Origin of the sequence: Natronorubrum amylolyticum (genome assembly GCF_052040145.1) — an archaeon.
GTDB lineage: Archaea > Halobacteriota > Halobacteria > Halobacteriales > Natrialbaceae > Natronorubrum.
In genome coordinates this window covers 843,254-868,889 of the sequence record NZ_JBPPFW010000002.1, presented here as the reverse complement: position 1 = coordinate 868,889, position 25,636 = coordinate 843,254, and the positions used below count along the sequence as shown (strand labels likewise).

The following is a 25,636-nucleotide window of genomic DNA, read 5'->3' as shown; positions in this document are numbered from 1 at the left end:
CCCGCGTTTTTTAGGACTCGGTGGCCGTCTCCTCCGTACATGATCGACACGTCACTCGAGGGCAACACCGCCATCGTCACCGGCGCGAGTTCGGGCATCGGTGCGGCGACCTGTCGCGCGTTCGCGGCCGAGGGAGCGAACGTGGTTCTCGCGGCCCGCAGCGAGGACGAACTGGCGAGCCTCGCCGACGACCTCGAGACCGAACACGACGTCGAGACGCTGGTCGTCCCAACGAACGTCCGCGAGGAGGACGCGGTCGACCACCTGATCGAGGAGACCGTCGACGCTTTCGGCGGGATCGACGTGCTGGTGAACAACGCGGGGCTCTCTCGAGGGAGCGATGTCGAATCAATGTCGACCGACGATTACGAGACGATGCAGGAGACGAACGTCGACGGCCTCTTCTACGCGACGCGGGCCGCGATTCCACACGTCCGCGAGACGGACGGCCACCTCGTCTTCGTCGGGAGTTTCGCGGGGCAGTACCCCCGATCGTTCAATCCCGTCTACGCCGCCACGAAGTGGTGGACCCGCGGCTTCGCCAAGAGCGTCGCTGCGCAGGTCGGCGACGATGACGTCGGTGTCTCGATTATCAACCCCGCGGAGGTCCGCTCGGAGTTCGAAGCCGCCGACGGGACGACCTTCGAAGAACACTTCGACGAGGGCGAGGCCAGCGAACCCGAGGAGGTCGCCGAAGCGATTCTGTTCGCCGCAAGTCGGGCGGGCTCGAGCGTCAGCGAAATCGACGTCAATCGCCGGGACAAGTTCGCCGACGGCTTCTAACGCGGCCTTCGCTCGGAACCGCGAGCGCGTTTAAAACGCAGCCGGCACGTGCCGGGTGCAGATTGACCCGTAATCGACGCCATATTTTGCGTATGCGCGTTTCCATTCCGGGCGTTCCCGGCGTCTACTACGACACCGATTCGGGCTCGTCAGCCATCGGCGTGGCCATGACGGCCGCCGGCCGAAAGGTACCGAAACCGAAAGGGTACGCCATCCAGCTGTTGCCCTACCTCTGGTCGTTCGACGTTGACTTACACGAGGTGCCGAACGATCACCCCATCCAGTATCTCCACCCCGAAGGGGCCCAGAGTATCGGCGAACTCTCGCCCGAGCGCGGCGTGCGAGAGGTGGGGACCGAACTCGAGTCGGTCCTCCGATTCGTCTGGTCGGTCAACCAGGAGATCGAATCGACGACCAACCGGTTGATCGGTCGCCGCGCGGACCACGACGGGGTCGTTATCGAGATTCAGGACGGCAGCGTCGGCGTCGGCGGCGAGGAACTCCACACCGACGAGTTCGACATCGAAGAGGGGGCGGCAAATGAGACCGAGATCGACATCGAGGAGGAGTCAGTGGGCGAGACGGACGCCGATCCGGACGACGAATCGATCGGCCTCGATCACTCGACCAACGACGTCGATATCGAGGACACCGATACCGACGATTTCGAGCCGGACGAGCCGTGATCGTCGACGGCGAACCTCTTTTCCGCAGCGGATAGCTGCCGCTCACCGCGGGAGGAGTCGCAAAAACGGGCGGCTCGAGTTCGAGCGCGCTTACGCGCCCGCGGACTCGAGGGCGTCTTCGATGTCGTCGCGCTGCGTGACGCCGACGAAGCGCTCGACGATGCCGTCGTCGTTCTCGATGATGAGCGTCGGCAGCGATCGAACTTGGTACTCGTTGGCGATATCCTGTTGCTCGTCCACGTTTACTTTCTCGACTTCGAATCGGCCCTCCCAGTCGTCCTCTAACTCCTCGAGGATTGGATCCTGGGTCTTGCAGGGGCCACACCAGTCTGCGTAGAAGTCCTTCAGTGTGACAGTCATCGGTTCATCGCTAGTTCCAACGCGCCGCGCATAAGGGTTTCCCACCGGTTGTGAATTGCCGCAATCGGAGACGTCGATCGCGGGGGCATGCCGTGGCCGACGGGTGCTGGTTTCGACGGAGAAGCGGGGCGATAGCCGACCGTTTTCGCGTCTCGTTGCCGTAGCCGCCGGTCGCGAAACTGAGCCGGTCGATCGACGACGGGTGCACTCGTGAATCCGTATCGGAGCCGCGTTGCAACGGCTCGCCCAGTCATTCGACGAGCCCTCACCGTGGTCTCCGCCGAGAGTGCGACGTACCGCGACGCCGGTTCGGTCACAGTGGCTCGAGTACTATATAGGTATAAAGACAAACACCTCTTGTCTAATACTTCTTTGCATACATGTTTGGGATGGATCTCGACTTGATCCCGTTCGTGAGTCCGATCAGTCTATGCAGATCGAAACAGTCCGGTATAGGTCTCGAGAGTGGGTTTGTGGATCGAACAGAAGACGGAGAACGGTTTCAGAAGCGATCAGTGAAACCGTCCGACGACAACGATACAAACACGAAGTATACGATCTAACTACCGCTCAAACTCGAATGAACGGGAATTATTCAAGGAAAACAGTAGACCTAGTGGTGATTATCGCTCGAGTATAACAAGTTCTCGTTTAACCGATACTCGATCGGCTGGTGAACATTAATCAGATTCAATAGTATCTATGTTATCAAACATATTGTCGTAAACACACCTGCCTAGCGCCACCGGAGCCGTCCGCGCAGACCGACGGACGGCTGGTCGCTTCCGGTCGCGTTCGTCCGCGACCGAGACCGCGCTCACGACGCGTGCTGCCGCTCGAACGCGTGGGCGCTCGAGAGCACCGTCTCGTCGTCGAAGCGCTCGCCGATCAGCATCAGTCCGACCGGCAGGTCGTTCGCCCGGCCCGCGGGCACCGATATCGCCGGGTGGCCGGTCACGTCGAACGGCGACGTGTTGTGTAGCATGTTGAGCGCGCGATCGATCGCCTCGAGGCGCGAGATCGACTCGTCGACTTCGTGGGCGGTCTGGGGCGTCGTCGGCATCGCGAGGACGTCGACGTCCGCGAGCGCCTCGTCGTAGGCGTCGGTCAACTGTCGACCGAGGTTCTTCGCCTTCGCGTAGTACTGGCCGCGGTACTCGTCGGAGAGATATTGGCCGAGCACGAGCGTGAGCTTCAGCGTGGTCAGGTAGTCGTCGGCGTGGGCTCGCCGCGCCCGTCCGAACGCGTTCGCCAGTTGGGTGTCGTAGAACCCCTTCCCGTAGTGGCCGATGCACTCGGCGTCGACCGTCGCGGCCGTCTCCTCCGTCGCGATAGCGTTCCAGATCGTGAGCCCGTCGACGTGCATCGGGACGGACACCTCCGTCACCGTCGCACCCGCGTCTTCGAACTCGGTGAGGGCGTCGCGAACGGCGTCGTCGGCCGCCGGCTCGCTGACCGCGTGGCCGAACCCCTCCTCGACGACGCCGACGGTTACGTCGGACGGATCGTCCGAAAGCGCCTCGAGGTAGTCGTCGGTCGGAACGGCGCCTTGGCGAGGATCGAGGTCGTCCTCACCGGCGATCACGTCCAGTACGCGCGCGCAGTCCTCGACGGTCGAACACATCGGCCCGGCGTGATCGAACGAGCGACCGAGACCCGCGATTCCGGTGTAGGGAACCAGTCCGTGGGTGGGCTTGTGGCCGACGATCCCGCTCCAAGCGGCGGGGATGCGAACCGACCCACCCTGATCGCCGCCGATGGCCACGTCGACGTCGCTGTTACCGACGGCCGCGGCCGATCCCGACGAGGAGCCGCCCGCGACGTGATCCGAGTCGACGGGATTCAACACCGGCCCGGTCGCGGAGAGTTCGCCGCTCCCCGAGAACGCCATGTCCTCCATGTTCAGCTTCCCGGTGATGGTCGCGCCGGCCTCGAGCAGTCGGCTGACGATCGTCGCGTCCGTCGACGGCACGTAGCCCTCGAGGAGCTTCGAGCCGAGCGTCATCTCGACGCCGGCGACGTTGACGTTGTCCTTGAGACCGACGTCGTAGCCCTCGAGCGGACCGTTCTCGGCTCCCCGCACCTCGCACTTGGTGACGAACGCGTTGAGCGGATCCTCGTCGCGCCCCGGTTTGTAGCCGGGATCGCGGTCGGTGTACTCGACTCGAGGCCGAGGATCCGGAAGCTCGTCCAGTCGTTCGTAGCCGGCCAGCGTCTCGACGATCGCGGCTTCGAACTCCTCGACCTCCTCGTCGGAGAGGTCGATATGGTGGTGAGCCGCGTACGCGCGGATCTCTTCCGGTGTCGGCGGTTGTACGTTCGGTGGTGACTCGGACATCCTACTGTGACGGTCGATAACAAGGAACAAAAAGATTCACCGAGGGCACCTCTCGCGAAAGCGAGACGAATCGACCGCGCCCGCTCAGATCCACTGACTGCTCCCGCTCAGATTCGGCCGTGGTGTCTGAGGTATCCCTCCGTGAGCAGCTTCGCGAAGAAGGACTCGACGATCGGATCGTACGGCGGCGAGAGGTCGAGCAGATCCTCGGCGACAGCCCGTTTCGTCTCCTCGAGCGAATCGGTCTCCTCGAACAGCTCGAGGATCCGTTCGTCGTAGCGGTGGAGTTCGGTTCTCGCCGTCTCGAACGCCTCTTCAGGGTCGTTCGGCCAGACGCCGAAGTGTGGAAAGATGATTCGGTCGGGCTCGAGCGCCTCGAGTCGATCGATCGTCCCCGCGATCACGTCGACGTCGAAGTTGGGGAGCGTCGCCGGCGGCAACCACTGGTCGGCCCGCCCGAAGTAGATCCCGAGACACTCGGCGGCGAACAGAAGGTTCCGTTCGGGGTTCCAGACCGCGAGGTGGTCGGGGGAGTGTCCGGGTGCGTGGATCAGCTCGAGGCTGTTCGCGCCGATATCGATCGTCGTCCCCTCGTCCGGGACGCCGACGATGTTCGCCGCGGGAACCGGTCCCTGTTCGCCCATCGAGTCGAAATGGTCGCCCATCGCTTGCCTGCTGCTCTCGATCAGTCCCTCGGGGGTCTCGAGGTGCGGCGCGGTCGATTCGTGGATGTAAATATCGCAGTCGGGTGCGGCGTCGACGAGGGCGCTCGCGGCGCCGGTGTGATCGACGTGGACGTGCGAGAGGACGACGTTCGACAGGTCGGCCGGCGAAACGCCACACGCCTCGAGTCCGTCCAGGAGTTCGTCGGCGGTGGCGGCCACGCCCGCGTCGACCAGCGTCGGCTCGTCGTCGTCGAAGCAGTAGACTGAGGCGACGTCCGAGTCGAACAGCTCCACGTCGATTCCGTACACTCCCTCGGTAACGGTGAACACGGTCATACGATAGCTGTTCGGCCGAGTCGCAAATCCGTTTCGGTGATCCTCGGAACCTCGTCCGCCCGCGCTCAGAAGTCGATTTTCGCCTGCCCGGTCTTGCACACGAAGAACTTCAGGTCGCCCCGGAAGACGACGGTTTCCTCCTGCGTCGTCATCACCGTCTCGAAGACGACCAGCCCCACGTCGTCGCGGCTCTCGAGCACTCTCGCTTCCGCAACCTCGATCTCGGCCGAAACGGTGTCGCCGATGTAGGCGGGGTTCGGCAGTTCCATCGCGTCCATGCCGAGGAAGGCGTAGGCGGTTCGCTCGAGAATGCCGATGCTCATGAGCATTCCGAGCGCGTAGTTGAACGTCATCGCGCCGTGGGCGATCCGCTCGCCGAAGTCGCGTTCCGCGGCGAACTCGGCGTTCGTGTGGAGTTCGTTCCAGTCGCCGGTCAGCGCCGCCTGCATCGTCACGTCGGTTTCGGTGATCGTTCGGCCGGGGCTCAGGAACGTCTGGCCCTCCTCGAACGCCTCGAAGTGGTGTGGCTCGTAGCTGTAGGCCATACCGGCACCTCTTCGACGACCCACAAATACCTTGTCGCGCCCGCTCACGCACCGAAGACGAGATGGAACAAGGCGGGACGAGACAAAACGAGACGAGAACCACGTGTTCGAGAGTGGAACCCGCGGAAGCGGCGTCCTCGAGAGCGGACCGAACGGAACCGACGTGTACGCGAAGAGGAACAGCTATAGGCCGATCGACTGAACACGTCTAGCATGGAGTTTCGCTTCACCGACGAGCAGCGACAGATCGTCGAGATGGTCGCGGAGTTCGTCGACGACGAGGTCGTCCCGATCGCCGACGAGATCGACCACGAGGACGAGTTCCCCCACGAACTCGTCGACGAACTCGCCGAACTCGGGCTGATGGGGATGCCGTTCCCCGAGGAGTACGGCGGCGCCGGACTCGACTACCACGCCTATCCGGCGGCCCTTGAGGAGATTTCGCGGGGCTCGGGCGGTCTCGGCACGATCGTCGCCGCCCATATCTCGCTGGCGGGGAACATGCTCTACGAGTTCGGCGACGAGTCCCAGAAGGAGGAGTTCCTCACACCGGTTGCCGAGGGGACGGATATCGGTGCGTTCGCGCTCTCCGAAGCCGGAGCCGGCAGCGACGTGCCCGCGATGGACACGGTCGCCGAACGCGACGGCGACGGCTACCGGATCAACGGCGGCAAGCTCTGGATCTCGAACGGCTCGGTCGCGGATACGGTCACGCTGTTCGCGAAGACCGACCGAGACGCGGGAAGCAAGGGAATCTCTTCGTTCATCGTTCGGCCCGAGGAGGACGACGGCTTCATCGTCGAGGGGACGGAGGACAAACTCGGCGACAAAGGGTGTCCGACCGCCGAACTCCGGTTCGACGACCTCTGGATCCCCGAGGACCGTCGACTGGGCGAGGAAGGAGAGGGGTTCGTCCAGGCGCTGAAGACGCTCAACGGCGGGCGCATCACCATCGCCGCACGTTCGATCGGGATCGCACAGGCTGCCCTGGACGAGGCCACGAAGTACAGCCAGGACCGCGAGCAGTTCGACCAGCCGATCTCGGACTTCCAGGCGATCCAGCACAAACTGGCCGACATGGACACGAAAACGCGTGCCGCGCGACTGCTCATGCACGACGCCGCCGACAAGAAGATCCGCGGCGAGAACTTCATCAAGGAGGCCGCACAGGCGAAATTGTACGCCAGCGAAATCTCGAGAGAGGTCGCCAACGAGGGGATCCAGATCCACGGCGGCTACGGCTACACCAAGGACTTCCCCGCCGAGCGGTTCTACCGCGACGCCAAGCTCAATGAGATCTACGAGGGCACGAGCGAGGTGCTCCGAAACACGATCGCCGCGAAGTTGCTGGACTGACGACAGCCCGCAGTCTCCGTTTTTAGTTCGATCGATCGGCAGATCGGGCAATACAGCCGAATGACGATCCGACAGGTCGAGTGCTACGCGTCTTCCGTCTCGAGCTCGTCGAGACAGTCCTCGACGGGGTCGAGCAACTCGCCGGCGATCGAGTAGGGATCGGTCTCGCCCCGACGAACTGATTCGGCGAGGTCGTCGATCCCGCCGCGTTCGGCGAGTCGGTCCTCGAGCAGGGCGTGGACGTCCTCGCGCAGCAGCGTCCGGATCTCCTCGGCGTACCGGCCGCGGACCTGTTCTGCGTGCTCGCCGGAGTCGACGAGGTAGGTGCGGTGGTTCGCGAACTCGTCGATGAGGTGGTCGACGCCCTCGCTCTTCGTCGCGACAGTTTCGACGATGGGTGTCGTCCAGCCCGCTACCTCCTCTTCGTCGTCGACCTCGCCGTCCCAGTCGTCGTGGGCGTCGATAACTTCCTGGCTGTGGTGGCCGCCGCCACCGCTCATCCCACCGCCGCCGTCGCCCAATTGGATCATGTCCCGGAGTTCTTGGACCGTCCGATCCGAGCCGGGACGATCCGCCTTGTTGACGACGAAGACATCCGCGATCTCGAGGATGCCGGCCTTCAACGTCTGGATATCGTCGCCCGACCCCGGCGGAACGAGGACGGCGACGGTGTCGGCGGTCCGGACGATGTCGATTTCGTTTTGGCCGGCGCCGACGGTCTCGATGATGATCTTGTCCTTGCCGAAGGCGTCCATCGCTTTCACGGCGTCCGCGGTGGCCGTCGAGAGCCCGCCGAGGGTGCCGCGGGCGCTCATCGAGCGGACGAAGACGTCCATGTCGCCGACGGTCGAGGCCATTCGAATTCGGTCCCCGAGGACCGCGCCGCCGGTGAAGGGCGAGGAGGGGTCGATCGCGATGACGCCGACCGTCTCGCCGCGGTCGCGATAGGTCTCGGCGAGTTTGTCGACTAAGGTCGATTTCCCCGCGCCGGGGCTGCCCGTGATGCCGATGACGTCTGCCTCGCCCGTGTGGGCGTACAGTTCGGAGACGAGATCTCGGTAGCCTGACGATCGGTTCTCGATCTTCGAAATCACTCGAGCCAGCGCGCGGTGTTCACCCGCGAGCAGCGCCTCGAGCAGTTCCTCGTCGGCTGTCATCGCTGGGGTGCGTTCTCGCGGACGAATTCGATCGTCTCCTCGATCGACGTTCCGGGCCCGAAGATGGCCGCCACGCCATCGTCTCTGAGCGGTTGGCGGTCCTCCTCGGGAATCACGCCGCCGACGAGGACGAGGGTATCCTCTTTCGCGCCGTACTCCTCGAGACCGTCCATGATCTTCGGGACGAGCGTGTCGTGTGCGCCCGAAAGGATGGAGATCCCGAGGACGTCGACGTCCTCTTGGACGGCCGCTTGGACGATTTCTTCTGGCCCTTTGTGCAGTCCGGAGTAGATGACTTCGAAGCCGGCGTCGCGGAAGGCCCGCGCGATGACGTGGGCCCCGCGGTCGTGACCGTCGAGTCCGACTTTCGCAACCATACACCGGATACTCTGCTGATCGCTGCCAGCACTCATACCGCTGTGTTTCACGTATTCCCGTATGGTTCTATCGGAACGCTGGATGACACACAGTCTCGTTTCAGCAGTGAAAGCCGAGTTGGAGCGTTCGCAGGGAGGGTCTCGCGAACCAGAAGAAAGGATTAATTTTCCAAGCGTGGTTGGTATTGTATGGCAATCCGCGAAGCAACCGTCGACGACATCGAGGCGATTCAGGACGTGGCACAGCGGTCGTGGACGCAGGACTATCCGAAGATTCTGAGCCGAGAGTCGCTCCAGGAGGGACTCGACGACTGGTACTCCGAGGAGCGGGTCCGAGATTCCATCGTCTGGGCGCGCGCGCTCATGCTGGTCGTCGAGCGGGACGACGAAATCGTCGGCTTCGCCCACGGGGTCTGGGACAACGAGACCGAAGTCGGGAACATTCTCCGCGTCTACGTCGCGCCGGACGCTCGCGGCGAGGGAATCGGCGGCCGGCTACTCGAGGAGACGTGTCGCTCGCTCTTCGAGCAGGGCGTCGAGCAGGTCAACGCGATGGTACTCGACGCGAACGAACTCGGCAAGGACTTCTACGGCGCGTTCGGCTTCGAACAGGACGAAGTCGAAACGGTGTCGATCGGCGAAGACACCTATCAGGAGTGTACGTACGTCCTCGAGCGCGAGTCGTACGCCGAGGAGATCGACGGTCTGGCGTAGTCAGTTCGAGGCCGTTCGCGCCGGTATTGATCCCGCTCAGACCGGCGAGAGCTCTTCCTGGTAGGCGCCGTGGTGGTCCTCGAACACCTGCATGATCTCGCCCATCGAGACGTACGCTTTCACCGCGTCGACGATGTACGGCATGACGTTCTCCTCGTTATCGATGGCGTCCGACAGCGCCGACAGCGTCGCGTCGACCTCCTCGTCGTCGCGTTCGTCTTTGACGCGCTCGAGTCGGTTGAGCTGTCGATCGCGAGTCGTCTCGTCGATCTTGAGGATGTCCGGCGAGGTGTCTTCCTCGATGGTGAACTTGTTGACGCCGACGACGACCTCCTCGCCGCGTTCGACGCGCTGTTGGTACTCGTAGCTCGCCTCGCCGATCTCGCGGTGGAAGTAGCCCTGCTGGATGCCGTCGAGCACGCCGTCCCGGACCGAGCCGTCGCCGATCTCCTTGATCTCCTCGATGTAGCCCATGATCTCGGCTTCCATCTCGTTCGTAAGCTTTTCGATGGCGTAGCTGCCGCCCATCGGATCGACGATGTCGGCCGCACCCGACTCCTCGGCGATGATCTGCTGGGTGCGCAGAGCGACGCGGACGGCCTTCTCGCTTGGCAGCGCCAGCGCCTCGTCGAAGCTGTTCGTGTGCAGCGACTGGGTGCCGCCGAGGACGCCCGCGAGCGCCTGGATGGTGACGCGGGCGATGTTGTTCAGCGGCTGCTGGGCGGTCAGGGACTGGCCCGCCGTCTGCGTGTGGAACTTCAGTCGCTTCGACTCGGGGCGCTCCGCGTCGTACCACTCCTCCATCACGTTCGCGTAGATGCGACGCGACGCGCGGAACTTCGCGATCTCCTCGAAGATCGAGTTGTGGGAGTTGAAAAAGAACGACAGCAGCGGCGCGAACTCGTCGACCTCGAGCCCGCGGTCGAGACAGTCCTCGACGTAGGCGAAGCCGTCGGCGAGCGTGAACGCGGCCTCCTGTGCGGCCGTCGAGCCGGCCTCGCGGATGTGGTAGCCCGAGATGGAGACGGGGTGGAACTTCGGCGTCTCGTCGACGGCGAACTCGATGGTGTCGGTGACGATCTTCAGCGACGGCCCCGGCGGGATCACCCACTCCTTCTGGGCGATGAACTCCTTGAGCATGTCGTTCTGGAGGGTGCCGCGGACCTTATCGCGGGGGACGCCCTGCTGGTCGGCCAGCGCGATGTACATCGCGTAGATGACCGCCGCGGAGGGGTTGATCGTGAACGACGTCGAGACCTGGTCGATGTCGATCCCGTCGAAGAGAATCTCCATGTCCGCGAGCGTGTCGACGGCGACGCCCTCCTTCCCGACTTCGCCCTCGCTCATCGGGTGGTCGGAATCGAGCCCCATCAGCGACGGCATGTCGAACGCCGTCGAGAGCCCGGTCTGGCCCTCGTCGATGAGGTAGTGGAACCGCTCGTTGGTCTCCTCGGCGGTCCCGAAGCCGGCGAACTGGCGCATCGTCCACGCTCGGCCGCGGTACATCGTCGGATACGGCCCGCGCGTGTACGGTGGCTCGCCGGGGAAGCCGAGGTCTTCCTCGAAATCGAGATCGGCGATATCCTCCGGCGTGTAGAGACGATCGACTTCGTGGTTCGAGACCGTGGCGAATCGGTCCTTTCGCTCGCCGTGGCCCTCGAGTGCTGGCTCGAGCGTCTCCGCTTCCCACTGCTCCTGTCGCTCGCGGATGTCCTCGAGCTCGGTGTGGTCGAACATTAGTATGGATAACAGTGCCAAGATTCTAAAGTCTTGTTATCGGGGCGCTGGCGGATCGTCGAGGTGCCGATATCGACGTCATTGACTCCCGTCTCCGATGACTGGCTCCGTCGCCCAAATCGTTAAGTAACGGTGAACCGATTGTCAAATATGCACATGATTCTGCTCCCGATAGACGAGAGTGAGACGCGGTCGCGGCGGGCGGCCAGAACCGTCATCGATCTGCCCGGCGGCCCCGAGGAGAAGGCGGTCGTCCTCCTCAACGTCTCTGAGGAGACGAAACAGCCCTGGTTACAGGAGTTCGAGAGCCAGCGGGCGGAGGGACGGGCTGATCCCGAGTTGCCGGCCAGCACCGAGGCGGCGCGAACACTCCTCGCGGAGGCGGGCATCGACGTCGACACGCGGCTCGAGCGGGGCGACATCACCGAGAATATTCTGGCGGTCGCCGAGGAAATCGACGCGGACAGCATCGTTATGAGCGGGCGGAAGAAGAGCGCGACCGGGAAGGTGCTCTTCGGCAGCGTCACCCAGTCGGTGTTGCTCAGCGCCGATCGGCCCGTCACCGTGTTGATGAGCGACGACTGATACGGTCTGCTGTAACTTTTTACCGGTGCAACCGCAGGACGGATCGCGGTTGCGCCGTCAATGACTTACAGTAGTCCGTACGACCGAGTGCAAACTGTTTCTGCGGACGAGTACGGCTCGAGAGGGTATAGCACACCTCGAGTCGAACGGCGAACGTCGGTGCAGCCGGGATCGTCGCTGCATTCGAAGTCGCCCTCGACCGCGAGAGCCGGCTGTAAAACGCGACGGCGATCGGCGCGTCAGTCCGCTTTTCGGTACTCGGCCCAGCTGAACACCGCGAGCGTGATCCACCCGATCGCGATGATCGCGGTCAACCGATTGTCGTTGTGGAGCGCGAGCGCCGCGGTCCCGATACCGATGAGCAACCACACCACCGTCCCGGATTTGGATCCAAAGAGTTGCATAGTCTAGAGATGTGGATTACCAGGGCTGGATGCCCCACCAGAGGATCGGGAGCATCAACACGGCGAGCACGATGAGCGGCACCGCGCTCGTGAAGCGGTCGACGTCGTCGTCGGGGTAGCCGTGCATCTCGTTGATCAGGTTGCGGTTCGATTCCGGATCGACGTTCAGCGAGTCGATTCGTTCGGCCACGAGAGAGACGATGACGAACGTCAGGATCGACAGCGGGAACGCGATCATGATCGCGTCGATCCCCAGGTCGGCGGTTAGTCCCTCCGCACCCGCTCCGAGTCCGCCGATCGCGTGCGGCGAGAGCGCGACGACGGTAACGAAGCCGACGACGCTCGAGGCGATCGCCCCGTAGCGGTTTACGCGAGCGGACCAGACGCCGAGCACGATCACCGGCGTGATCGCGGCGGCGCTGACGGCGAACGCCCACAGGATACTGACGACGAGGAACGCGGGCGGGTTCAGCGCGATAAGTGCGATGATCAGTCCGGCTGCGATGACGGACGCGTAGCCGGCCTGGGTCTTGCGGTCTTCCGTGATATCGAGCTCGAAGGCCTCGATGACGTCGTTCGCGACGGCGGCACTGATCGCGAGCATGTGTCCGCTGACGGTCGACAGCCCGCCGGCGATCGCCCCCGCGACGACGTAGCCGGTGATCGAGTTGCCGCTGAACGCGAAGTTGAGGTAGAAGATCATCTTGTCGAAGTCGGCTTCGGCGACCTCGAACCCTTCCTGGCCGAGCCACATGACGCCGGCGAACGCGACGGAGTAGATGGTCGCGAACATGAGGCCCGTCACGGCGACGAACCAGAAGACGGTCTTGCGGCCGGCTTCGACGTCACGGCTCGTGAAGATACGCTGTGCCAGGTGGGGCATCCCGATCGGCCCCAGCGCCATCGCCAGGAACATGGCGAAGTACCATCGGGTGTCGAACGTCATGTCGAAGAAGCCCGGATTGGTCGCCTCCATCTCCGGAACGAGGTCACCGTAGCCGAGCGGCGGGAAGAACCAGCCGCTCGAGCCGAGCTGGTGGAGGACGATCATCATCGGGAAGAACGCCGCCGTCAGCATGATCCAGAACTGCAGGGCGGAGTTGTAGGAGACGCCCCACATCCCCGCGATAACGACGTACCCCGTCACGAGTGCCGCGATGACGAACAGCGAGAGGGTGTAGTCCCAGCCGAACAGGATCTCGGCGATCTGTGCGAGACCGATGAACTGTCCCAGCGCGTACATCAGCATGACGAACACGATGAGCAGCGCCATCACGACGGACATCGTGTTGCCGTATCGATCCTTACAGAACGTCGCCGGCGTGTACGAGCCGAGCCGGCGGAGCGTCTGTCCGTACAGGATGACGATCAGCGGAATCGAGAGTAGGAAGTTGGTCCAGACGGCCAGAAACGGGATCTGGACCGTAACCATCAGGGCGACGACGCCCATGAACGTCGCCAGACTCTCCCAGGTCGCGGAGATCGCGGAGCCGTTGACGAACGGGCCGATGGTCCGGCCGGCGACCATGTAGTCGTCCGTCCCCTTGATCTTGTTTTTCATGTAGTAGCTGATCCCGTAGTAGGCGACGAACGTGAGTCCGATAATGATCAGCGGGATGAGTAGATCGGTGAACGTCTCCTGGAATGGGTACTCCCCCATCTCCTGGAGCGGGAGCGGCCTAATCATCGGCATCACCCGGCTCCGCGCCGACCTCGTCGGCTCCGCTTACGTCGCCCACCGACGCGTTCAACTGCTCTTTTTCGTCCATGATCGAGGTGGTAACGTACTGGTAGTACCCCCAGTACAGGACGAACATCGCTGCCGGCCCACCGGCGATCATCCAGAAGTAGTGGAACGGGAATCCCAGTATGGTGAAGTCCGGTGTCCCGAACATGGTGAACCAGATCCCCGAGTGTATCACACCAATGAGTGCCAATGCAGCAATCAGTGATGCGAGTGCTTCCTTGGTATGAGTCTGCATACACTACTCCCCGTCATAATGCAACTATTAAATTCTTACGCATAGGTAGACCTAATATTCATCATATGCATTTGAACCGTCGTCCGATTGAACTGATCGCGTTGATTTAAATGCAGTTCGGATGATAATACGTTTTACAGAGCGGGATACTCGGTCGAACAGCGTCAGCAACCCGCGGCACTCACCATCGAGCGAAACGCGCCCGGCTCAGCCCGCGAGTTCGTCCGTAAGGTCGAAGAACGTCTCGACGGTCAGATCCGGCTCCGTCGCGGAGGGATCCCACGGCCCGTTGTCGCGATTGATCCACACGCCTTGCATCCCCGCGTGCATCGCTCCCCGAACGTCGAAGGTTGGTCCGGCGACGTGCGCTATCGACTCGATCGGCGTTCCGGTTCGGGCCGCGGCGTGTCGGTAGATGTCAGCGTCGGGTTTGAACGTCCGAATCTCGTGTGCGCTGATCGTGTCGGCGATGACGTCCTCGATAGCCGCCGACTCGACCATCGACTCGAGCATCTCGGGGTTGCCGTTCGACAGCACGTACACGTCATAGCCAGCGTCCGTAAGCGTCTCGAGTCCGTCCCGGACGTCGTCGAACGGGTCGAGATCGTGGTACGTCGAGAGGATCTCCTCGATCGTCTCCGAGGTGAGATCGACACCGTGGCTCTCGAGTGCAAACCGAAGGGCGTCGCGATTCATCTCGTAGAACGGCTGATAGTCGTCGACGAAGTTGCCGACCATCGTGTACATGATCGAGCGACTGCGCCAGAGCGTCGAGATCGGTCGAATTTCGTCGACGTGTGCCTCGAGGGTCGCCTCGACGGAGTGCGGATCGACGAGCGTCCCGTACGAATCGACGGTGATCGTGTCTACGGCGGTCGGATCGAAGGACATACGCTATCGGTTAGACGCCGTCGCTCATATATAGTGGGGTGTGTTGGCACGGGTCGATTTCGCGATCGAATGCCCCTCGATTCGAACGGATGAATCTCAGTCGTACGCGCGTCTCCCCGTCGCGTCGACCGTCGCCGCGTACACCGGCAGCGCCGGGATGACGGTCTCGATCGGACCCCGATTGAAGTCGCGAAACAGCGTCTGCAGCTCCGGTATCGCCTCCTCGTCGATCCCTCGCCGGGCGAGCGCTTCCGGCCCCAGTTCGGGGACGTACGCCGCCTCGTCGACGAACTCGGAGACCACCGCTCGAGCGTCGTCGACGGCCGTCGAGAACGCGTCGCCCTCTAGAATCGGCTCGACGTCGTCCCACATCGGGGACAGATAGCCTGGCCACTGCGCGAGGGTTCGGTAGATGCTCGGCAGGCCGTCCTCGAGGCCGTGAAACGACTGGATAGCCGAAACCGCGTCGTCCAGTTCGGCCGGCGTCTCGTCGAACGCGATCATCGTCGGCGGTCGTCCTCGGTCGGCGTCGAGCCACGGCGGAAGGGGCGACGTCGCCTCGCGAGTGGAGTCGGGATCGGTCCCGATCGGGTCCTCGTGGAGCCCTCGATCGACGAGTTCGAAGAGCACGGCGAGTCGGGGGGCGACGATATCGTAGGTCGCGAGCTGGCCCCGGAGTTCGCTGTATTCGGCCGGCGAGACGTCGAGCTCTCCGCAGCGATAGGTCGGTACGGTGGACTCGGACTCGAGTGCCGAGAGCACGGTGTCCCGATACGTAACCGATAGCCGGCCGAACCGAGCGGTCTCGAACACCGGTTTCACCTGTCCCCAGGCGTACCGGCAGAACTCGGGGTAGTTCGCGATCGTCGTTCGAAAGATCCAGTTGACGATCGGCGCTCTGAACGTCCGTTTGATGTCATCGTAGAGCCCCCGTTTCCAGCCCGTCGCCTCGATCTCGTACAGCTGCTTGCTCGTATCCATACCGGAGCAGCGACCGCGTATCGTGTTAAGTGTTCTCGTTGACCATGTCGAGAGCGACGAGCGCCGTCGAGCACACATCGGACGAGTTCGACGGACGCCCACCGATCCCCAACGCGCCGGGGCGATTGGCGGCGGCAAGAACGGCGGAAACAGGAAAACATTAAAGCGGACATGGTATGATTGGTCGAGTATGGGTGTGGATTACGATACCATAGTCGAGTCGTTCGAATGGGACATTCCCGAGTCGTACACGATCACGTCGACCGTCGACGACCACGCGTCGTCGTTCGGCGACCGGGTCGCGATCAAGTTTCTAGACGCAGACGGCCACCGCGAGGAGCGGACGTACGCCGACCTGCGGGACGAGATGTATCGATTCGCGAACGGGCTCGAGGAACTCGGCGTCAGTCAGGGCGACCGCGTGATGCATCTCCTGCCGCGGCATCCGGACGTGTTCGCCGTCCAACTGGGCGCGCTCGCAACCGGCTCGCTGCTGGTCCCTTGTTCGTCGATGCTGCGAGCGAAGGACATCGAGTTCCGCGCGAACGACTGTACCGCCACGACGATCGTCGTCCACGAGTCGCTCATCGACATGGTCGAGCCGGTGCTCGAGGAGACGCCGCTCGAGCGCGTGATCGTCCTCGACGGCGACGACGCCGACCTCGACGACGATCGGTGGTCGACCGTCCAGTCGGTCGCCGACGGCCAGTCGTCCGAGTACGACGGGCCGGAGCTGTCCTCGGAGGATCCGATGTCGATCAACTACACCAGCGGGACGACCGGCCAGCCGAAACCGGTGCTGCACAAACACCGCTGGCAGTACTGTTTCAACCAGGTCAACGCCCCCTACTGGTGGGGCGTCGACGAAGACACCGACCTCGAGGACGAACTGCTGTGGGCGACGACCGGCACCGGCTGGGCGAAGTGGTTCTGGAGCCCCGTCGGCGTCGGCCTGACGACCGGCGCGACCCAGCTCATCTACGACGGCGATTTCGAACCCGACGTCTTCCTCGAAATTCTTCAGGACGAGGGCGTCACCAAGCTCTGTGCGGTCCCCACCCAGTACCGAATGTTCGCGAACGCCGACCTCGAGTCCTACGACGTCCAGTTGAACGACACCCTCTCGGCCGGCGAACCGCTCAACCGCGAGCCGATCGAGCGCATCCAGGACGCCTGGGGCGTGACCCCGCGGGACGGCTACGGCCAGACCGAGACCGTCGCCCTCGTGACGAACTACCCCGGAATCGACGTCAAGACCGGCAGCATGGGGAAACCGACTCCCGGCGTCGGCGCGACGATCATCGAAATGGACGAGGAGAAAGAGGTCGAGCCCGGCGAGATCGGCGAAATCGCCGTTCCCGTCGACTCGCCGGCCATCTTCGACGGCTACTACGAGAAGCCCGAACTCGACGAGCAGAAGCTCTCGGGCGAGTACTACCGGACCGGCGACCTGGCCTCCCAGGACGAAGACGGCTACTTCTTCTTCGAGGGGCGAGCCGACGACATCATCATCTCCGCGGGCTACCGCATCGGTCCGTTCGAGGTCGAGGACGCGCTCGTCAGTCACGACGCCGTCGCCGAAGCGGCCGCGGTCGACAGCCCCCACGACGAACGCGGCAGCGTCGTCAAGACCTACGTGATCCTCGCCGAGGAGTACGAGGGGAGCGAGGACCTCAAAAACGAATTACAGGACTTCATGAAAGAGGAGACGGCACCCTACAAATACCCGCGCCGCATCGAGTTCGTCGACGAACTGCCCAAGACCTCGAGCGGGAAAATCCGCCGGATCGAACTCCGCCAGCAAGAACAGGAGAAGTACAGCTAATCCCCGCCGTCAACTGAACTCAGCCGCTCACTCCTTCCAGATCAGTCCCGCTATCTCCCCTTCGAGAACGATTTTGCCGTCACCGTTCGTACAGACGACGCTGCTCTCGATCTCGTAGCGATCGTCGCCCTCGTTCACCGACTCGTTTCGCAGGGTGCAGGTGATTCGGTCGCCCGTGTACACCGGCCGGACGAACTCGAGTTCCATTCGGCGCGCGAGATAACTGAGATCGCCGCCGATCTTCGTCGGGAGGCTCGCGGTGAGAAGGCCCTGAACCACCAGCTCGCCGTCCTCGTTCGGTTCCGTGTGAATCGCCTGCTGATCGCCCGAGAGTTCGCCGAACTCGCGAACCTCCGCGACGGTGAACGTCCGCTCGTACGTGTACTCCTCGCCTGCTTCCGGAACTGACGTCGACATGGTCGTTCGTTCTCGTCGAACCGATTTCAAGCTACTGCCGATCGAGCGGGTTACGCGTCGCCGCGAGCGCGGATGCACTCGCGAATCTCGTCGGGCAGCGGCGTGGCTTCGAACGAGTCGTCGACGAAGACGAACGACACCTCGCCGTCGGCGATGCGTTCGTCGTCCGCCGCGCGGGTGATCGCGAACGCGAGCGTCAGCGAGGACGTCCCGCTGTCGATGACGGTCGTCTCGATGACGGCCTCGTCGCCCGCCCGAAGCGGCGAGTGGAACGAGGCCGAGGCTTCGACCGCGGGAAGGACGTAGCCGGCTCGTCGGTACCGTTCCATTGGGTGTTTGCCGTCGGTGGCGAGCCTGAAGTAGTCGTTCAGCCCGACGATCACGAAGTGGAAGAATCGCGGGTAGTAGATGAGCCCGCCGGCGTCGGTGTCGCCCCAGTCGACGGTGATCTCAGTCGTGTGTGCCATCGGTCGGTCGGAACGTGATCGTTCGGTCGTCGGTCGTCTCGCTCGGTTCGACAGTGGCCGTGACGGCGTCTCCGATATCGACATCGGCTGGACCGACCCCGCGGACGATTCCGGTCAGTCTGACCGGCCCGAACGCCGCGAGCGCCGTCACGTAGGGCGCGTCGTCGTCGAACGCCGGCGTCGGCACAGTGACGGTCGTGTGCGTGACGATTTCGCCCGTTTCCGGCAACGGCAGCGTCTCGAGGTCGCGATCCCCGCAGTGGGGGCAGACCCGTCGCGGCGGGAGCGTTCCGTGGCCGTTCGCACACTCGTGATAGTAGCCGTCGCCGGACTCGAGGGCCTCGAGGAACTCGTCGTAGCCGGCGTTACGAGCGTCGCTCATTCGACCACCTCCAGCGCTTCGCGCTGGCGTCGTTGCGTTCGCACCACTCCGTTCGCTCGCGCAACCACCCCCGGACCGGAGATCCGGTGTACTCGCGTTCGCTCTCGAGGCTCGCTCACGCGACGACCTCCATCACGTGAACCGTCGCACTGGCGACCGTCCCGCCGGCGTTGTGGGCCAGCCCGACGGTGACGTCGTCGTCGACGGCGTCCGACCGGGGATGGGTTCCCTCGAGCAGCGTCCTGACGGCCGCGATCTGGGCCGCGCCGGTCGCGCCGACGGGGTGACCCTTGGCCTTCAGCCCGCCCGAGAGGTTCACCGGCAGCGCGCCGTCGCGGCGCGTCTCGCCGCGGCGGGCCGCCCCGAGCGCCTCACCGTAGCTGTAGAGGCCCAGTCCCTCGAGGGCGAGCACTTCCGCGATCGTGAAGCAGTCGTGGACTTCGGCGATGTCGACCTCGTCGGGAGAGATCCCAGCGTCGTCGTACGCCGCTTCGGCGGCCTCGCGCGTCCCGGGGGTCTTCGCGAGCGATTGGCGATCCTGCAGCGCCATCGTGTCGCCGCCGTGGCCCGAGCCCGTAATCGCGACGCCCGAGTCGAGCCCGTGCTCGGCGGCGTAGGACGGAGAGCAGAGGACGACGGCGGCGGCGCCGTCGCTGATCGGGCAGGCGTCGTACAGCCCGAGTGGCGCGGCGATCTCCGGGGCCTCGAGGACGTCGTCGACGGTGATCTCCTGGCGGAGGTGAGCGTGGTCGTTGACGAGCGCGTTGTCGTGGTTCTTGACCGCGACGTGGGCGAGGTCCGTCCGGTCGCCGCCGTAGGCGTCGAAGTAGGCTCGAGTCAACAGCGCGTAGGCTGCCGGGAAGGTAACGCCGGCCCGTACTTCGAAGAGGTCGTCCGCCGCGCGAGCCAGGCCGTCGGTCGCGCCGGCGGTCCCCATGTTGCTCATCCGTTCCATGCCGCCGGCGACGACCACGTCGGCGTCACCGGCCCGAACGGCGCGGACCGCGTCCCGAATCGCGACGCCGCTCGAGGCGCAGGCGCTCTCGACCCGTCTCGCCGGCGCGGTCGTACCGAGGGCCTCCGCGACGAGCGGTCCCTGGTGGCCCTGTTTCTCCGAGAGCGTGCCGACGAAGTTTCCGTAGAACACTTCGTCGACGTCCGCGGAGGAGAGTCCGGCGTCGTCGAGCGCGGCGAGTCCGGCCTCGGCGAACATGTCTCGTCCGGTTCGGTCCGGAAACGATCCGAACGCAGTCGTCCCTGATCCGGCAATGAATGCCTTCGTCATTAGCTACCACGACACGATTACACAGACGACGATTTAGGTGTATCGACAGCGGCCCGCGACTCGGATCGATGGCGTCTTCACCGGAGGCGAGGAGGTCCCGACTCGGGGCGACAGCCGCTCGAGGCGCTACACTTATCAGCGTGGTCGAAACACCTTCTGGCAATGGTCGACAAGACGATCGACCGCGTCGGCGTCGTCGGCGCGGGAACGATGGGCAGCGGTATCGCACAGGTCGCCGCCACGCACGGCTACGACGTCGTGATGCGGGACATCGAGCAGGAGTTCGTCGAGAACGGCTTCGAGACGATCGACGACAGTCTCGGGCGGCTCGAGGGACGCGACTCCCTGCAGGAAGAGCCCGACACCATCCGGGACCGAATCGAGGGCACGACGAGTCTCGACGACCTCGCGGACTGCGATATCGTGGTCGAGGCCGCCCTCGAGAAGCTCGACGTGAAGCGGGATATCTTCGCGGACCTCGAGGACGTCTGCGACGAAGAGTGCGTGCTCGCGACGAACACGAGCACGCTCTCGATCACCTCGATCGCGGGCGATCTCGACGCGCCGGAGCGCGTGGTCGGACTGCACTTCATGAATCCCGTCCCGATCATGGAGGGCGTCGAGGTCGTCGTCGGCGAGAAGACCGACCCGGAGATCGTCGAGTTCGCCCACGAGTTCTCCGAGGACCTCGAGAAGACGACCTGGGAGGCAGACGACAAACCCGGCTTCGTCACGAACCGCATCCTGATGCCGTGGATCAACGAGGGGATCCGCGCGTTCGACGAGGGCGTCGCCACGAAGGAGGACATCGACGCCGGCATGGAACTCGGCACGAACGTCCCGATGGGGCCGCTGACGCTCGCGGACCATATCGGTCTGGACATCTGCCTGCACGCGACCGAAACGCTGTACGAGGAACTCGGCGACCGCTACAAGCCCGCCTACCTCCTCAAGCGGAAGGTCGAAGCGGGCGACCTCGGGAAGAAGACCGGCGTTGGGTTCTACGAGTACGACTAGGCTCGTTCGCTCGAGTTCGAGTTGCGTCGAGCGCCTACCGCTTCAGGTGCCGGGCGATGATCTTCTTCTGGATCTCGGAGGTGCCCTCGTAGATCGTCGTGATCTTGGCGTCGCGGTAGTAGCGCTCGACGTCGAAGTCCTTCGTGTAGCCGTAGCCGCCGTGGATCTGGACCGCCTCGCTCGCCACGTCCACCGCCGTCTCGCTGGCGAAGTACTTCGCCATCGCGGCCGCCTTCGGGGCGACGCCGCCCTCGTTCTGGCGCGCCGCGTCGCGGGTGAGCAGGCGGGCCGCCTGCACGTCCGTCTGCATGTCGGCGAGTTTGTGCCCGATCGCCTGGTGTTCGACGATCGGCTTGCCGAACTGCTCGCGGTCGTGCGCGTAGGTGATCGAGTCGTCGAGCGCCGCCTGCGCGACGCCGACCGCCTGACTCGCGATCGCGACCCGGCCGCCGGTCAGGATCGAGAACGCGGAGCTGAGCCCCTTTCCGACCTCAGTCAGCCGATTCTCGGCCGGAATGCGGACGTCGTCGAAGATGAGCGTCGTCGTGTCGCTCGCGCGCAGACCGAGTTTGTCCTCCTTCTTGCCGACCTCGAGCCCCTCGACGTCCTTCGGGACGAGGAACTGGGTGACGCTGTCGGAGTCGTCGCGGTCGGTCTTGGCGAAGAGGATGACGACGCCCGCGCGCTCGCCGTTCGTGATCCACTGCTTCTTGCCGTTGATGACGTACTCGTCGCCGTCTCGAGTCGCTTCGGTCGACAGTTCGGCGGGGTTCGAGCCGGCGTGGGGCTCCGACAGCGCGAACGCGCCGACCGGGCGGCCCGACACCATCTCCGGGAGCCACTCCTCGCGGTGTGCCTCCGAGCCGAACTGCCGGATGCAGGAGGTGGCGAGACAGTGGACCGAGAGGGCCGTCGCGACGGCGAGGTGGCCGTACGCGAGTTCCTCGTTGACGATGCTGTACGTGAGCGTGTCGACGTCGAGTCCGCCGTACTCCTCGGGGACCGTCAGCCCCGTGAGGTCGAGTTCCGCGAGGCCGTCCCAGACGTCTTCCGGGAACGCCTGGTTCGCGTCCGCTTCGTCGACGTCGACTCCGACCTCGTTCTCGACGAACTCCTGTACCGTGTTCCGGATGAGCTCCTGTTCGTCTGTCAGCGTCATTACCTCCCTCTTCTCGAGGCTGCTACTAAAGTGTGCGATTCGACAGTCGTCGGATACGTTCAAGGATGGTGCACCTCGAGAACCCTCGCAGACCCGACTCGCGCGACGAACGCCGGATGAACGGAATCGTTAACCGGAATCGTGTCGAACCGGCCGCACACATGGACGACTACGACAACCTGCTCGTCGATCGGACCGACGGCGTGGCGACGGTGACGCTCGACAGCGCAGCCGGCCGGAACGCGCTGACGCTCGAGATGGCGAACGAACTGGTCTCGGCGGCGACGACGCTGGGCGAGGACGCGGACGTTCGGTGTATCGTGCTGACTCACGAGGGCGACTTCTTCGGCGCGGGCGCCGATCTCTCCCAGTTCTCCGGCGACGAGTCCGACGCGCCGCTGCTCCGCGAACTGGCCGGCCGCGCCCACGAGGCGATCGTCCAGTTCCACCGGACCGAGACGCCGGTCGTCGGCGGCATCGACGGCGTCGCGGCCGGAATCGGCTTCAGCCTCACGCTCATGCCCGACTTGGTCGTCCTCGGCGAGGAAGCGACCCTCAAGTTCGCCTATCCGGGAATCGGATTGACCGGCGACGGCGGAGCCACCTTCTTCCTGCCGCGACTCGTCGGGCTTCGAACCGCAAAGGAGATCGTCCTTCGAGACGAGCCGATTGCACCGAACGAGGCCGTCGAGATGGGACTCGCGACCGAAGCCGTCCCCAGCGACGAGTTCGAGGATCGACTCGAGGCCGTCGCCACTGATATCGCCTCCGGCCCGACTCAGGCCCTCGGAGCGACGACGCGGCTGCTGACCGACAGCTACGAGCGGAGCCTCGAGTCTCAGCTGTCCGCGGAGGCGGACGCCATCGCGGGCGCGACGCGGACGGAAGACTACGAGCGAGGAATCGGCGCCTTCTTCGGCGACGGCGATCCCGAGTTCGTCGGTCGATAGGTTCGCGCCGCGGAATGATTTATGACACGGAGTCGCAAACAGGAGGGTATGCATCTCGGCCTGGTAATCCCGCGAACCGGCGCACACGACCCGACCGACCTCGCGATCGACGCGGAAGCGCAGGGGTACGACTCCGTCTGGATGGGCGAACTCTGGGGAACGAGCTCCGTCGTCAAACTCTCGGAGATCGCCGCCCGCACCGACAGCGTCGAAATCGGGACGGCGATCGTGAACGTCTTCTCGCGGACGCCGGCCGTCCTCGCCATGACGGCGGCGACGCTCGACGACGTGTCGGACGGACGAGCCTCCTTCGGCGTCGGGACGAGCACGCCAACGGCCGTCGAGAACGTCCACGGCATGCCGTTCGAGCGCCCCGTTCGCCGCTCGCACGAGACCATCGAAATCATACAGGACATTCTGACCGGTGACGAACCCGTCGAGTACGAGGGCGAACTGCTCGAGGTGAGCGGCGTCCCGCCCATCGACAGGGACGTACCGATCTACCACGCGGCGCTTGGGCCGGCGAACCGGCGGGTCGTCGGCCGGCTCTGCGACGGCTGGATGCCGCACAACATCCCGTTCTCGGCGCTCGACGAGGCGTTCGAGGTCGTCGAGGAAACGGCGCGCGAGAGCGGTCGCGATCCGGACGAGATCACGATCGCACCGTACGTCCCCGCCGCCGTCAGCGACGACGCCGAGGAGGCCTACGACGCCGTTCGCGGACACATCGCTTACTACGCCGGGAGCGCGGACGGCTACCGGAACGCGGTCGGGACCCGATTCCCCGACCGGGCCGACCGCATCGCCGAGGCGTGGGGAGCCGGCGACCGCGGGGAGGCCGCCGGACTCGTGACGGACGAGATGGTCGACGATCTTGGCGTCGCCGGGACGCCGTCGGACGCTCGCGAACGGCTCCGCGAACTCGTCGCCGAGACTGCCATCGATCGGCCGCTGTTGACGATTCCAGAGCAGGCCGCCGACGATCTCGCCGAGGGCACGATCGAGGCGCTCGCACCGGTTTCGGACTCGTAATCAATCAAACGGCGGGAACGGTCGGTGACGGTCGAGCCGCCCTCACACGTAATCCAAGTTCACTTGCGTCACGTTCGCCGCCCGCTGGACGACGTCCGCGATCTCGTTCCGGCGCGTCTCGTCGATCCGGCTCTGGGGTCCGCAAACGCAGATCGCCCCCCGCACTCGATCGTTCTTATCAAAGATCGGTGCGGCGATACAGACCATGCCCGCGATTCGCTCGCCCTCGTCGACCGCGTACCCCTGTCCGCGGATCGCCTCGAGCTGGTCGAACAGAACGTCCGGATCGGTGATCGTCCGGGAGGTCAGTTCGACCAGTCCCTGTCGATCGATGATCGATTCGACGCGGTCGGTCGGCATGGAGGCGAGCATCGCCTTCCCCGGCGCTACCGCGTGCAGCGGCATTCGCGCGCCCGGATACGCGAACAGGTTGACCGCGTCCGATCCCTCCTGAACGGCGAGGATGACCGCCTGATCCGCCTCCTCGACGAAGAGCGTCGCGTGTTCGCCGGTCTCTTCGGCGACGGTCTCGAGTTCGTCGCGAACGGCCTTGAACACCTCCAGCCGGTGTCGCTGCCGGTGACCGACCTCCAGAAACCGCGTCGTCGTCTGGTACTCCTTGTCCTCCATCCGCACGTAGCCCGTCTCGACCAACGTCTGCAGGTGATCGTGAGCCGTACTCACCGGCATCTCGACGCGCTCAGCGAGTTCGGAGACTCTCCCCCCACCGTTCTCCGCGAGTTCGTCGACGAGTGCGAACGCCCGTTCGACCGACCGATTTGATGTCCGTCCCATACTGAACGACCTCTACCGCCACCCACAGAAGTCTTTCGACTCTACCGGATACGTTTTCGAGCAGACTGCGGATCGATTCGTTGCCGACGGCACGAGAAACGAAGACAATCGCGTCAGACCAGCGGGAATACTCCAGTGGTAGGCCAGAAAGCAGAGATTGTCGTGAATGTGAAGTGCTAGCAGAGAACGATGGTGTAAACGGCTGTTTCGAAAGAGTCGGATCCCCTTCCACTGGGTATATTATATTAACACCATATTATTAGATACTCGTTCGTTCGGAACGAAAGCCGGGGATTCCGATCGAGACCCTGAGCATGGCTGTACGAGGGAATAGCCCGACTGTGCTACCAGTACATCCCGAAGAGGGCTACGTCAACACCTCTCAAAGTGGTTCCGGAGGAGTCGGAACA

The 25,636-nt window shown here is 64.2% G+C and carries 27 protein-coding genes; 9 read left to right on the top strand and 18 right to left on the bottom strand.

Annotation, left to right across the window (positions count from 1 at the left end; all coding sequences use genetic code 11):
- The first annotated feature begins 39 nt into the window (after window positions 1-39).
- Together ACSFDB_RS10485 and ACSFDB_RS10480 are read left to right on the top strand one after the other, a co-directional pair.
- A complete protein-coding gene (locus tag ACSFDB_RS10485; protein WP_440770934.1) occupies window positions 40-783 on the top strand; it encodes an SDR family oxidoreductase in 744 nt (247 codons plus the stop codon).
- Between the two features lie 92 nt (window positions 784-875).
- On the top strand, window positions 876-1,469 hold the full coding sequence (locus ACSFDB_RS10480; protein WP_440770933.1) for a hypothetical protein: 594 nt from the start codon (window positions 876-878) through the stop codon (window positions 1,467-1,469).
- Window positions 1,470-1,559: 90 nt separating this feature from the next.
- Here the strand turns inward: ACSFDB_RS10480 and ACSFDB_RS10475 are convergent, their stop codons facing one another.
- From ACSFDB_RS10475 to ACSFDB_RS10460, 4 genes are all read right to left on the bottom strand, one after another.
- Window positions 1,560-1,829: a thioredoxin family protein gene (locus ACSFDB_RS10475; RefSeq protein ID WP_007110841.1), complete on the bottom strand. Its 270-nt coding sequence runs from the start codon at window positions 1,827-1,829 to the stop codon at window positions 1,560-1,562.
- A gap of 817 nt (window positions 1,830-2,646) precedes the next feature.
- Window positions 2,647-4,167 (bottom strand): amidase, encoded by a 1,521-nt coding sequence (locus tag ACSFDB_RS10470; protein ID WP_440770932.1) that lies wholly within the window; start codon window positions 4,165-4,167, stop codon window positions 2,647-2,649.
- A gap of 107 nt (window positions 4,168-4,274) precedes the next feature.
- Window positions 4,275-5,168, bottom strand: coding sequence for an MBL fold metallo-hydrolase (locus ACSFDB_RS10465; RefSeq protein WP_440770931.1), 894 nt, complete (start codon window positions 5,166-5,168; stop codon window positions 4,275-4,277).
- Between the two features lie 65 nt (window positions 5,169-5,233).
- Window positions 5,234-5,713 carry a MaoC/PaaZ C-terminal domain-containing protein gene (locus ACSFDB_RS10460; protein ID WP_440770930.1) on the bottom strand — a complete coding sequence of 160 codons (480 nt, stop codon included), beginning with the start codon at window positions 5,711-5,713 and terminating at the stop codon, window positions 5,234-5,236.
- Window positions 5,714-5,926: 213 nt separating this feature from the next.
- Here ACSFDB_RS10460 and ACSFDB_RS10455 point away from each other — a divergent pair, with 213 nt between their 5' ends.
- Entirely contained in the window at window positions 5,927-7,069 is a 1,143-nt protein-coding gene (locus ACSFDB_RS10455) for an acyl-CoA dehydrogenase (protein WP_440770929.1), read from the top strand.
- 83 nt (window positions 7,070-7,152) lie between these two features.
- On the opposite strand, the gene meaB is transcribed toward ACSFDB_RS10455, so the two are convergent.
- Together meaB and ACSFDB_RS10445 are read right to left on the bottom strand one after the other, a co-directional pair.
- Entirely contained in the window at window positions 7,153-8,226 is a 1,074-nt protein-coding gene (gene meaB, locus ACSFDB_RS10450; RefSeq protein ID WP_440770928.1) for a methylmalonyl Co-A mutase-associated GTPase MeaB, read from the bottom strand.
- Complete coding sequence (locus tag ACSFDB_RS10445; protein WP_440770927.1) at window positions 8,223-8,639, bottom strand: cobalamin B12-binding domain-containing protein; 417 nt, start codon at window positions 8,637-8,639, stop codon at window positions 8,223-8,225. The genes meaB and ACSFDB_RS10445 overlap by 4 nt, the downstream gene beginning before the upstream one ends.
- Before the next feature lie 153 nt (window positions 8,640-8,792).
- Here ACSFDB_RS10445 and ACSFDB_RS10440 point away from each other — a divergent pair, with 153 nt between their 5' ends.
- Entirely contained in the window at window positions 8,793-9,317 is a 525-nt protein-coding gene (locus ACSFDB_RS10440; RefSeq protein ID WP_440770926.1) for a GNAT family N-acetyltransferase, read from the top strand.
- A 36-nt stretch (window positions 9,318-9,353) separates the two neighbouring features.
- Here the strand turns inward: ACSFDB_RS10440 and ACSFDB_RS10435 are convergent, their stop codons facing one another.
- A complete protein-coding gene (locus tag ACSFDB_RS10435; protein WP_440770925.1) occupies window positions 9,354-11,054 on the bottom strand; it encodes an acyl-CoA mutase large subunit family protein in 1,701 nt (566 codons plus the stop codon).
- Window positions 11,055-11,204: 150 nt separating this feature from the next.
- Here ACSFDB_RS10435 and ACSFDB_RS10430 point away from each other — a divergent pair, with 150 nt between their 5' ends.
- Window positions 11,205-11,639, top strand: coding sequence for a universal stress protein (locus ACSFDB_RS10430; protein WP_440770924.1), 435 nt, complete (start codon window positions 11,205-11,207; stop codon window positions 11,637-11,639).
- 239 nt (window positions 11,640-11,878) lie between these two features.
- Here ACSFDB_RS10430 and ACSFDB_RS10425 read toward each other — a convergent pair whose 3' ends face one another.
- The 5 genes from ACSFDB_RS10425 to ACSFDB_RS10405 all read right to left on the bottom strand — a co-directional run bounded on the left by ACSFDB_RS10425 (window position 11,879) and on the right by ACSFDB_RS10405 (window position 15,897).
- Window positions 11,879-12,043: a hypothetical protein gene (locus tag ACSFDB_RS10425; RefSeq protein WP_162832107.1), complete on the bottom strand. Its 165-nt coding sequence runs from the start codon at window positions 12,041-12,043 to the stop codon at window positions 11,879-11,881.
- 16 nt (window positions 12,044-12,059) lie between these two features.
- Window positions 12,060-13,736, bottom strand: a complete 1,677-nt coding sequence (locus ACSFDB_RS10420; protein ID WP_440770923.1) for a sodium:solute symporter family protein — start codon at window positions 13,734-13,736, stop codon at window positions 12,060-12,062.
- Window positions 13,723-14,025, bottom strand: coding sequence for a hypothetical protein (locus ACSFDB_RS10415; RefSeq protein ID WP_440770922.1), 303 nt, complete (start codon window positions 14,023-14,025; stop codon window positions 13,723-13,725). Before ACSFDB_RS10415 ends, ACSFDB_RS10420 begins: the two co-directional genes overlap by 14 nt.
- Window positions 14,026-14,232: 207 nt before the next feature.
- Window positions 14,233-14,916: a haloacid dehalogenase type II gene (locus tag ACSFDB_RS10410; RefSeq protein ID WP_440770921.1), complete on the bottom strand. Its 684-nt coding sequence runs from the start codon at window positions 14,914-14,916 to the stop codon at window positions 14,233-14,235.
- Window positions 14,917-15,012: 96 nt separating this feature from the next.
- The gene (locus ACSFDB_RS10405; protein WP_440770920.1) at window positions 15,013-15,897 is read right to left on the bottom strand and encodes a halocarboxylic acid dehydrogenase DehI family protein; all 885 of its coding nucleotides are present in this window, start codon (window positions 15,895-15,897) and stop codon (window positions 15,013-15,015) included.
- Window positions 15,898-16,087: 190 nt separating this feature from the next.
- Between ACSFDB_RS10405 and ACSFDB_RS10400 the strand changes: the two genes are divergently transcribed.
- Entirely contained in the window at window positions 16,088-17,722 is a 1,635-nt protein-coding gene (locus ACSFDB_RS10400) for an acetate--CoA ligase (RefSeq protein WP_440770919.1), read from the top strand.
- A gap of 27 nt (window positions 17,723-17,749) precedes the next feature.
- On the opposite strand, the gene ACSFDB_RS10395 is transcribed toward ACSFDB_RS10400, so the two are convergent.
- From ACSFDB_RS10395 to ACSFDB_RS10380, 4 genes are all read right to left on the bottom strand, one after another.
- Entirely contained in the window at window positions 17,750-18,139 is a 390-nt protein-coding gene (locus ACSFDB_RS10395; protein ID WP_440770918.1) for a MaoC/PaaZ C-terminal domain-containing protein, read from the bottom strand.
- 50 nt (window positions 18,140-18,189) lie between these two features.
- Window positions 18,190-18,606 carry an acyl-CoA thioesterase gene (locus tag ACSFDB_RS10390; RefSeq protein ID WP_440770917.1) on the bottom strand — a complete coding sequence of 139 codons (417 nt, stop codon included), beginning with the start codon at window positions 18,604-18,606 and terminating at the stop codon, window positions 18,190-18,192.
- Window positions 18,590-18,988, bottom strand: a complete 399-nt coding sequence (locus tag ACSFDB_RS10385; RefSeq protein ID WP_440770916.1) for a Zn-ribbon domain-containing OB-fold protein — start codon at window positions 18,986-18,988, stop codon at window positions 18,590-18,592. The genes ACSFDB_RS10390 and ACSFDB_RS10385 overlap by 17 nt, the downstream gene beginning before the upstream one ends.
- Window positions 18,989-19,103: 115 nt before the next feature.
- The gene (locus ACSFDB_RS10380; RefSeq protein WP_440770915.1) at window positions 19,104-20,273 is read right to left on the bottom strand and encodes a thiolase C-terminal domain-containing protein; all 1,170 of its coding nucleotides are present in this window, start codon (window positions 20,271-20,273) and stop codon (window positions 19,104-19,106) included.
- Window positions 20,274-20,435: 162 nt separating this feature from the next.
- On the opposite strand from ACSFDB_RS10380, the gene ACSFDB_RS10375 reads away from it, so the two are divergent.
- On the top strand, window positions 20,436-21,290 hold the full coding sequence (locus ACSFDB_RS10375; protein WP_440770914.1) for a 3-hydroxyacyl-CoA dehydrogenase family protein: 855 nt from the start codon (window positions 20,436-20,438) through the stop codon (window positions 21,288-21,290).
- A gap of 34 nt (window positions 21,291-21,324) precedes the next feature.
- Here the strand turns inward: ACSFDB_RS10375 and ACSFDB_RS10370 are convergent, their stop codons facing one another.
- Window positions 21,325-22,449: an acyl-CoA dehydrogenase family protein gene (locus ACSFDB_RS10370; RefSeq protein ID WP_440770913.1), complete on the bottom strand. Its 1,125-nt coding sequence runs from the start codon at window positions 22,447-22,449 to the stop codon at window positions 21,325-21,327.
- Window positions 22,450-22,610: 161 nt separating this feature from the next.
- Here ACSFDB_RS10370 and ACSFDB_RS10365 point away from each other — a divergent pair, with 161 nt between their 5' ends.
- Together ACSFDB_RS10365 and ACSFDB_RS10360 are read left to right on the top strand one after the other, a co-directional pair.
- Window positions 22,611-23,399 carry an enoyl-CoA hydratase/isomerase family protein gene (locus ACSFDB_RS10365; protein ID WP_440770912.1) on the top strand — a complete coding sequence of 263 codons (789 nt, stop codon included), beginning with the start codon at window positions 22,611-22,613 and terminating at the stop codon, window positions 23,397-23,399.
- A gap of 48 nt (window positions 23,400-23,447) precedes the next feature.
- Window positions 23,448-24,431: an LLM class flavin-dependent oxidoreductase gene (locus ACSFDB_RS10360; protein WP_440770911.1), complete on the top strand. Its 984-nt coding sequence runs from the start codon at window positions 23,448-23,450 to the stop codon at window positions 24,429-24,431.
- A gap of 42 nt (window positions 24,432-24,473) precedes the next feature.
- On the opposite strand, the gene ACSFDB_RS10355 is transcribed toward ACSFDB_RS10360, so the two are convergent.
- Window positions 24,474-25,226 carry an IclR family transcriptional regulator gene (locus ACSFDB_RS10355; protein WP_440770910.1) on the bottom strand — a complete coding sequence of 251 codons (753 nt, stop codon included), beginning with the start codon at window positions 25,224-25,226 and terminating at the stop codon, window positions 24,474-24,476.
- Window positions 25,227-25,636 lie beyond the last annotated feature (410 nt).

What these genes read in the sequence shown, in the direction of transcription:
- ACSFDB_RS10425 (WP_162832107.1), bottom strand. Translation starts at nt 12,043, where the DNA reads ATGCAACTCTTTGGATCCAAATCCGGGACGGTGGTGTGGTTGCTCATC.
- ACSFDB_RS10355 (WP_440770910.1), bottom strand. Translation starts at nt 25,226, where the DNA reads ATGGGACGGACATCAAATCGGTCGGTCGAACGGGCGTTCGCACTCGTC.
- ACSFDB_RS10405 (WP_440770920.1), bottom strand. Translation starts at nt 15,897, where the DNA reads ATGGATACGAGCAAGCAGCTGTACGAGATCGAGGCGACGGGCTGGAAA.
- meaB (WP_440770928.1), bottom strand. Translation starts at nt 8,226, where the DNA reads ATGACAGCCGACGAGGAACTGCTCGAGGCGCTGCTCGCGGGTGAACAC.
- ACSFDB_RS10480 (WP_440770933.1), top strand. Translation starts at nt 876, where the DNA reads ATGCGCGTTTCCATTCCGGGCGTTCCCGGCGTCTACTACGACACCGAT.
- ACSFDB_RS10365 (WP_440770912.1), top strand. Translation starts at nt 22,611, where the DNA reads ATGGACGACTACGACAACCTGCTCGTCGATCGGACCGACGGCGTGGCG.
- ACSFDB_RS10460 (WP_440770930.1), bottom strand. Translation starts at nt 5,713, where the DNA reads ATGGCCTACAGCTACGAGCCACACCACTTCGAGGCGTTCGAGGAGGGC.
- ACSFDB_RS10455 (WP_440770929.1), top strand. Translation starts at nt 5,927, where the DNA reads ATGGAGTTTCGCTTCACCGACGAGCAGCGACAGATCGTCGAGATGGTC.
- ACSFDB_RS10440 (WP_440770926.1), top strand. Translation starts at nt 8,793, where the DNA reads ATGGCAATCCGCGAAGCAACCGTCGACGACATCGAGGCGATTCAGGAC.
- ACSFDB_RS10485 (WP_440770934.1), top strand. Translation starts at nt 40, where the DNA reads ATGATCGACACGTCACTCGAGGGCAACACCGCCATCGTCACCGGCGCG.
- ACSFDB_RS10410 (WP_440770921.1), bottom strand. Translation starts at nt 14,916, where the DNA reads ATGTCCTTCGATCCGACCGCCGTAGACACGATCACCGTCGATTCGTAC.
- ACSFDB_RS10380 (WP_440770915.1), bottom strand. Translation starts at nt 20,273, where the DNA reads ATGACGAAGGCATTCATTGCCGGATCAGGGACGACTGCGTTCGGATCG.
- ACSFDB_RS10415 (WP_440770922.1), bottom strand. Translation starts at nt 14,025, where the DNA reads ATGCAGACTCATACCAAGGAAGCACTCGCATCACTGATTGCTGCATTG.
- ACSFDB_RS10400 (WP_440770919.1), top strand. Translation starts at nt 16,088, where the DNA reads ATGGGTGTGGATTACGATACCATAGTCGAGTCGTTCGAATGGGACATT.
- ACSFDB_RS10385 (WP_440770916.1), bottom strand. Translation starts at nt 18,988, where the DNA reads ATGAGCGACGCTCGTAACGCCGGCTACGACGAGTTCCTCGAGGCCCTC.
- ACSFDB_RS10470 (WP_440770932.1), bottom strand. Translation starts at nt 4,167, where the DNA reads ATGTCCGAGTCACCACCGAACGTACAACCGCCGACACCGGAAGAGATC.
- ACSFDB_RS10375 (WP_440770914.1), top strand. Translation starts at nt 20,436, where the DNA reads ATGGTCGACAAGACGATCGACCGCGTCGGCGTCGTCGGCGCGGGAACG.
- ACSFDB_RS10370 (WP_440770913.1), bottom strand. Translation starts at nt 22,449, where the DNA reads ATGACGCTGACAGACGAACAGGAGCTCATCCGGAACACGGTACAGGAG.
- ACSFDB_RS10390 (WP_440770917.1), bottom strand. Translation starts at nt 18,606, where the DNA reads ATGGCACACACGACTGAGATCACCGTCGACTGGGGCGACACCGACGCC.
- ACSFDB_RS10475 (WP_007110841.1), bottom strand. Translation starts at nt 1,829, where the DNA reads ATGACTGTCACACTGAAGGACTTCTACGCAGACTGGTGTGGCCCCTGC.
- ACSFDB_RS10435 (WP_440770925.1), bottom strand. Translation starts at nt 11,054, where the DNA reads ATGTTCGACCACACCGAGCTCGAGGACATCCGCGAGCGACAGGAGCAG.
- ACSFDB_RS10395 (WP_440770918.1), bottom strand. Translation starts at nt 18,139, where the DNA reads ATGTCGACGTCAGTTCCGGAAGCAGGCGAGGAGTACACGTACGAGCGG.
- ACSFDB_RS10465 (WP_440770931.1), bottom strand. Translation starts at nt 5,168, where the DNA reads ATGACCGTGTTCACCGTTACCGAGGGAGTGTACGGAATCGACGTGGAG.
- ACSFDB_RS10360 (WP_440770911.1), top strand. Translation starts at nt 23,448, where the DNA reads ATGCATCTCGGCCTGGTAATCCCGCGAACCGGCGCACACGACCCGACC.
- ACSFDB_RS10420 (WP_440770923.1), bottom strand. Translation starts at nt 13,736, where the DNA reads ATGCCGATGATTAGGCCGCTCCCGCTCCAGGAGATGGGGGAGTACCCA.
- ACSFDB_RS10430 (WP_440770924.1), top strand. Translation starts at nt 11,205, where the DNA reads ATGCACATGATTCTGCTCCCGATAGACGAGAGTGAGACGCGGTCGCGG.
- ACSFDB_RS10445 (WP_440770927.1), bottom strand. Translation starts at nt 8,639, where the DNA reads ATGAGTGCTGGCAGCGATCAGCAGAGTATCCGGTGTATGGTTGCGAAA.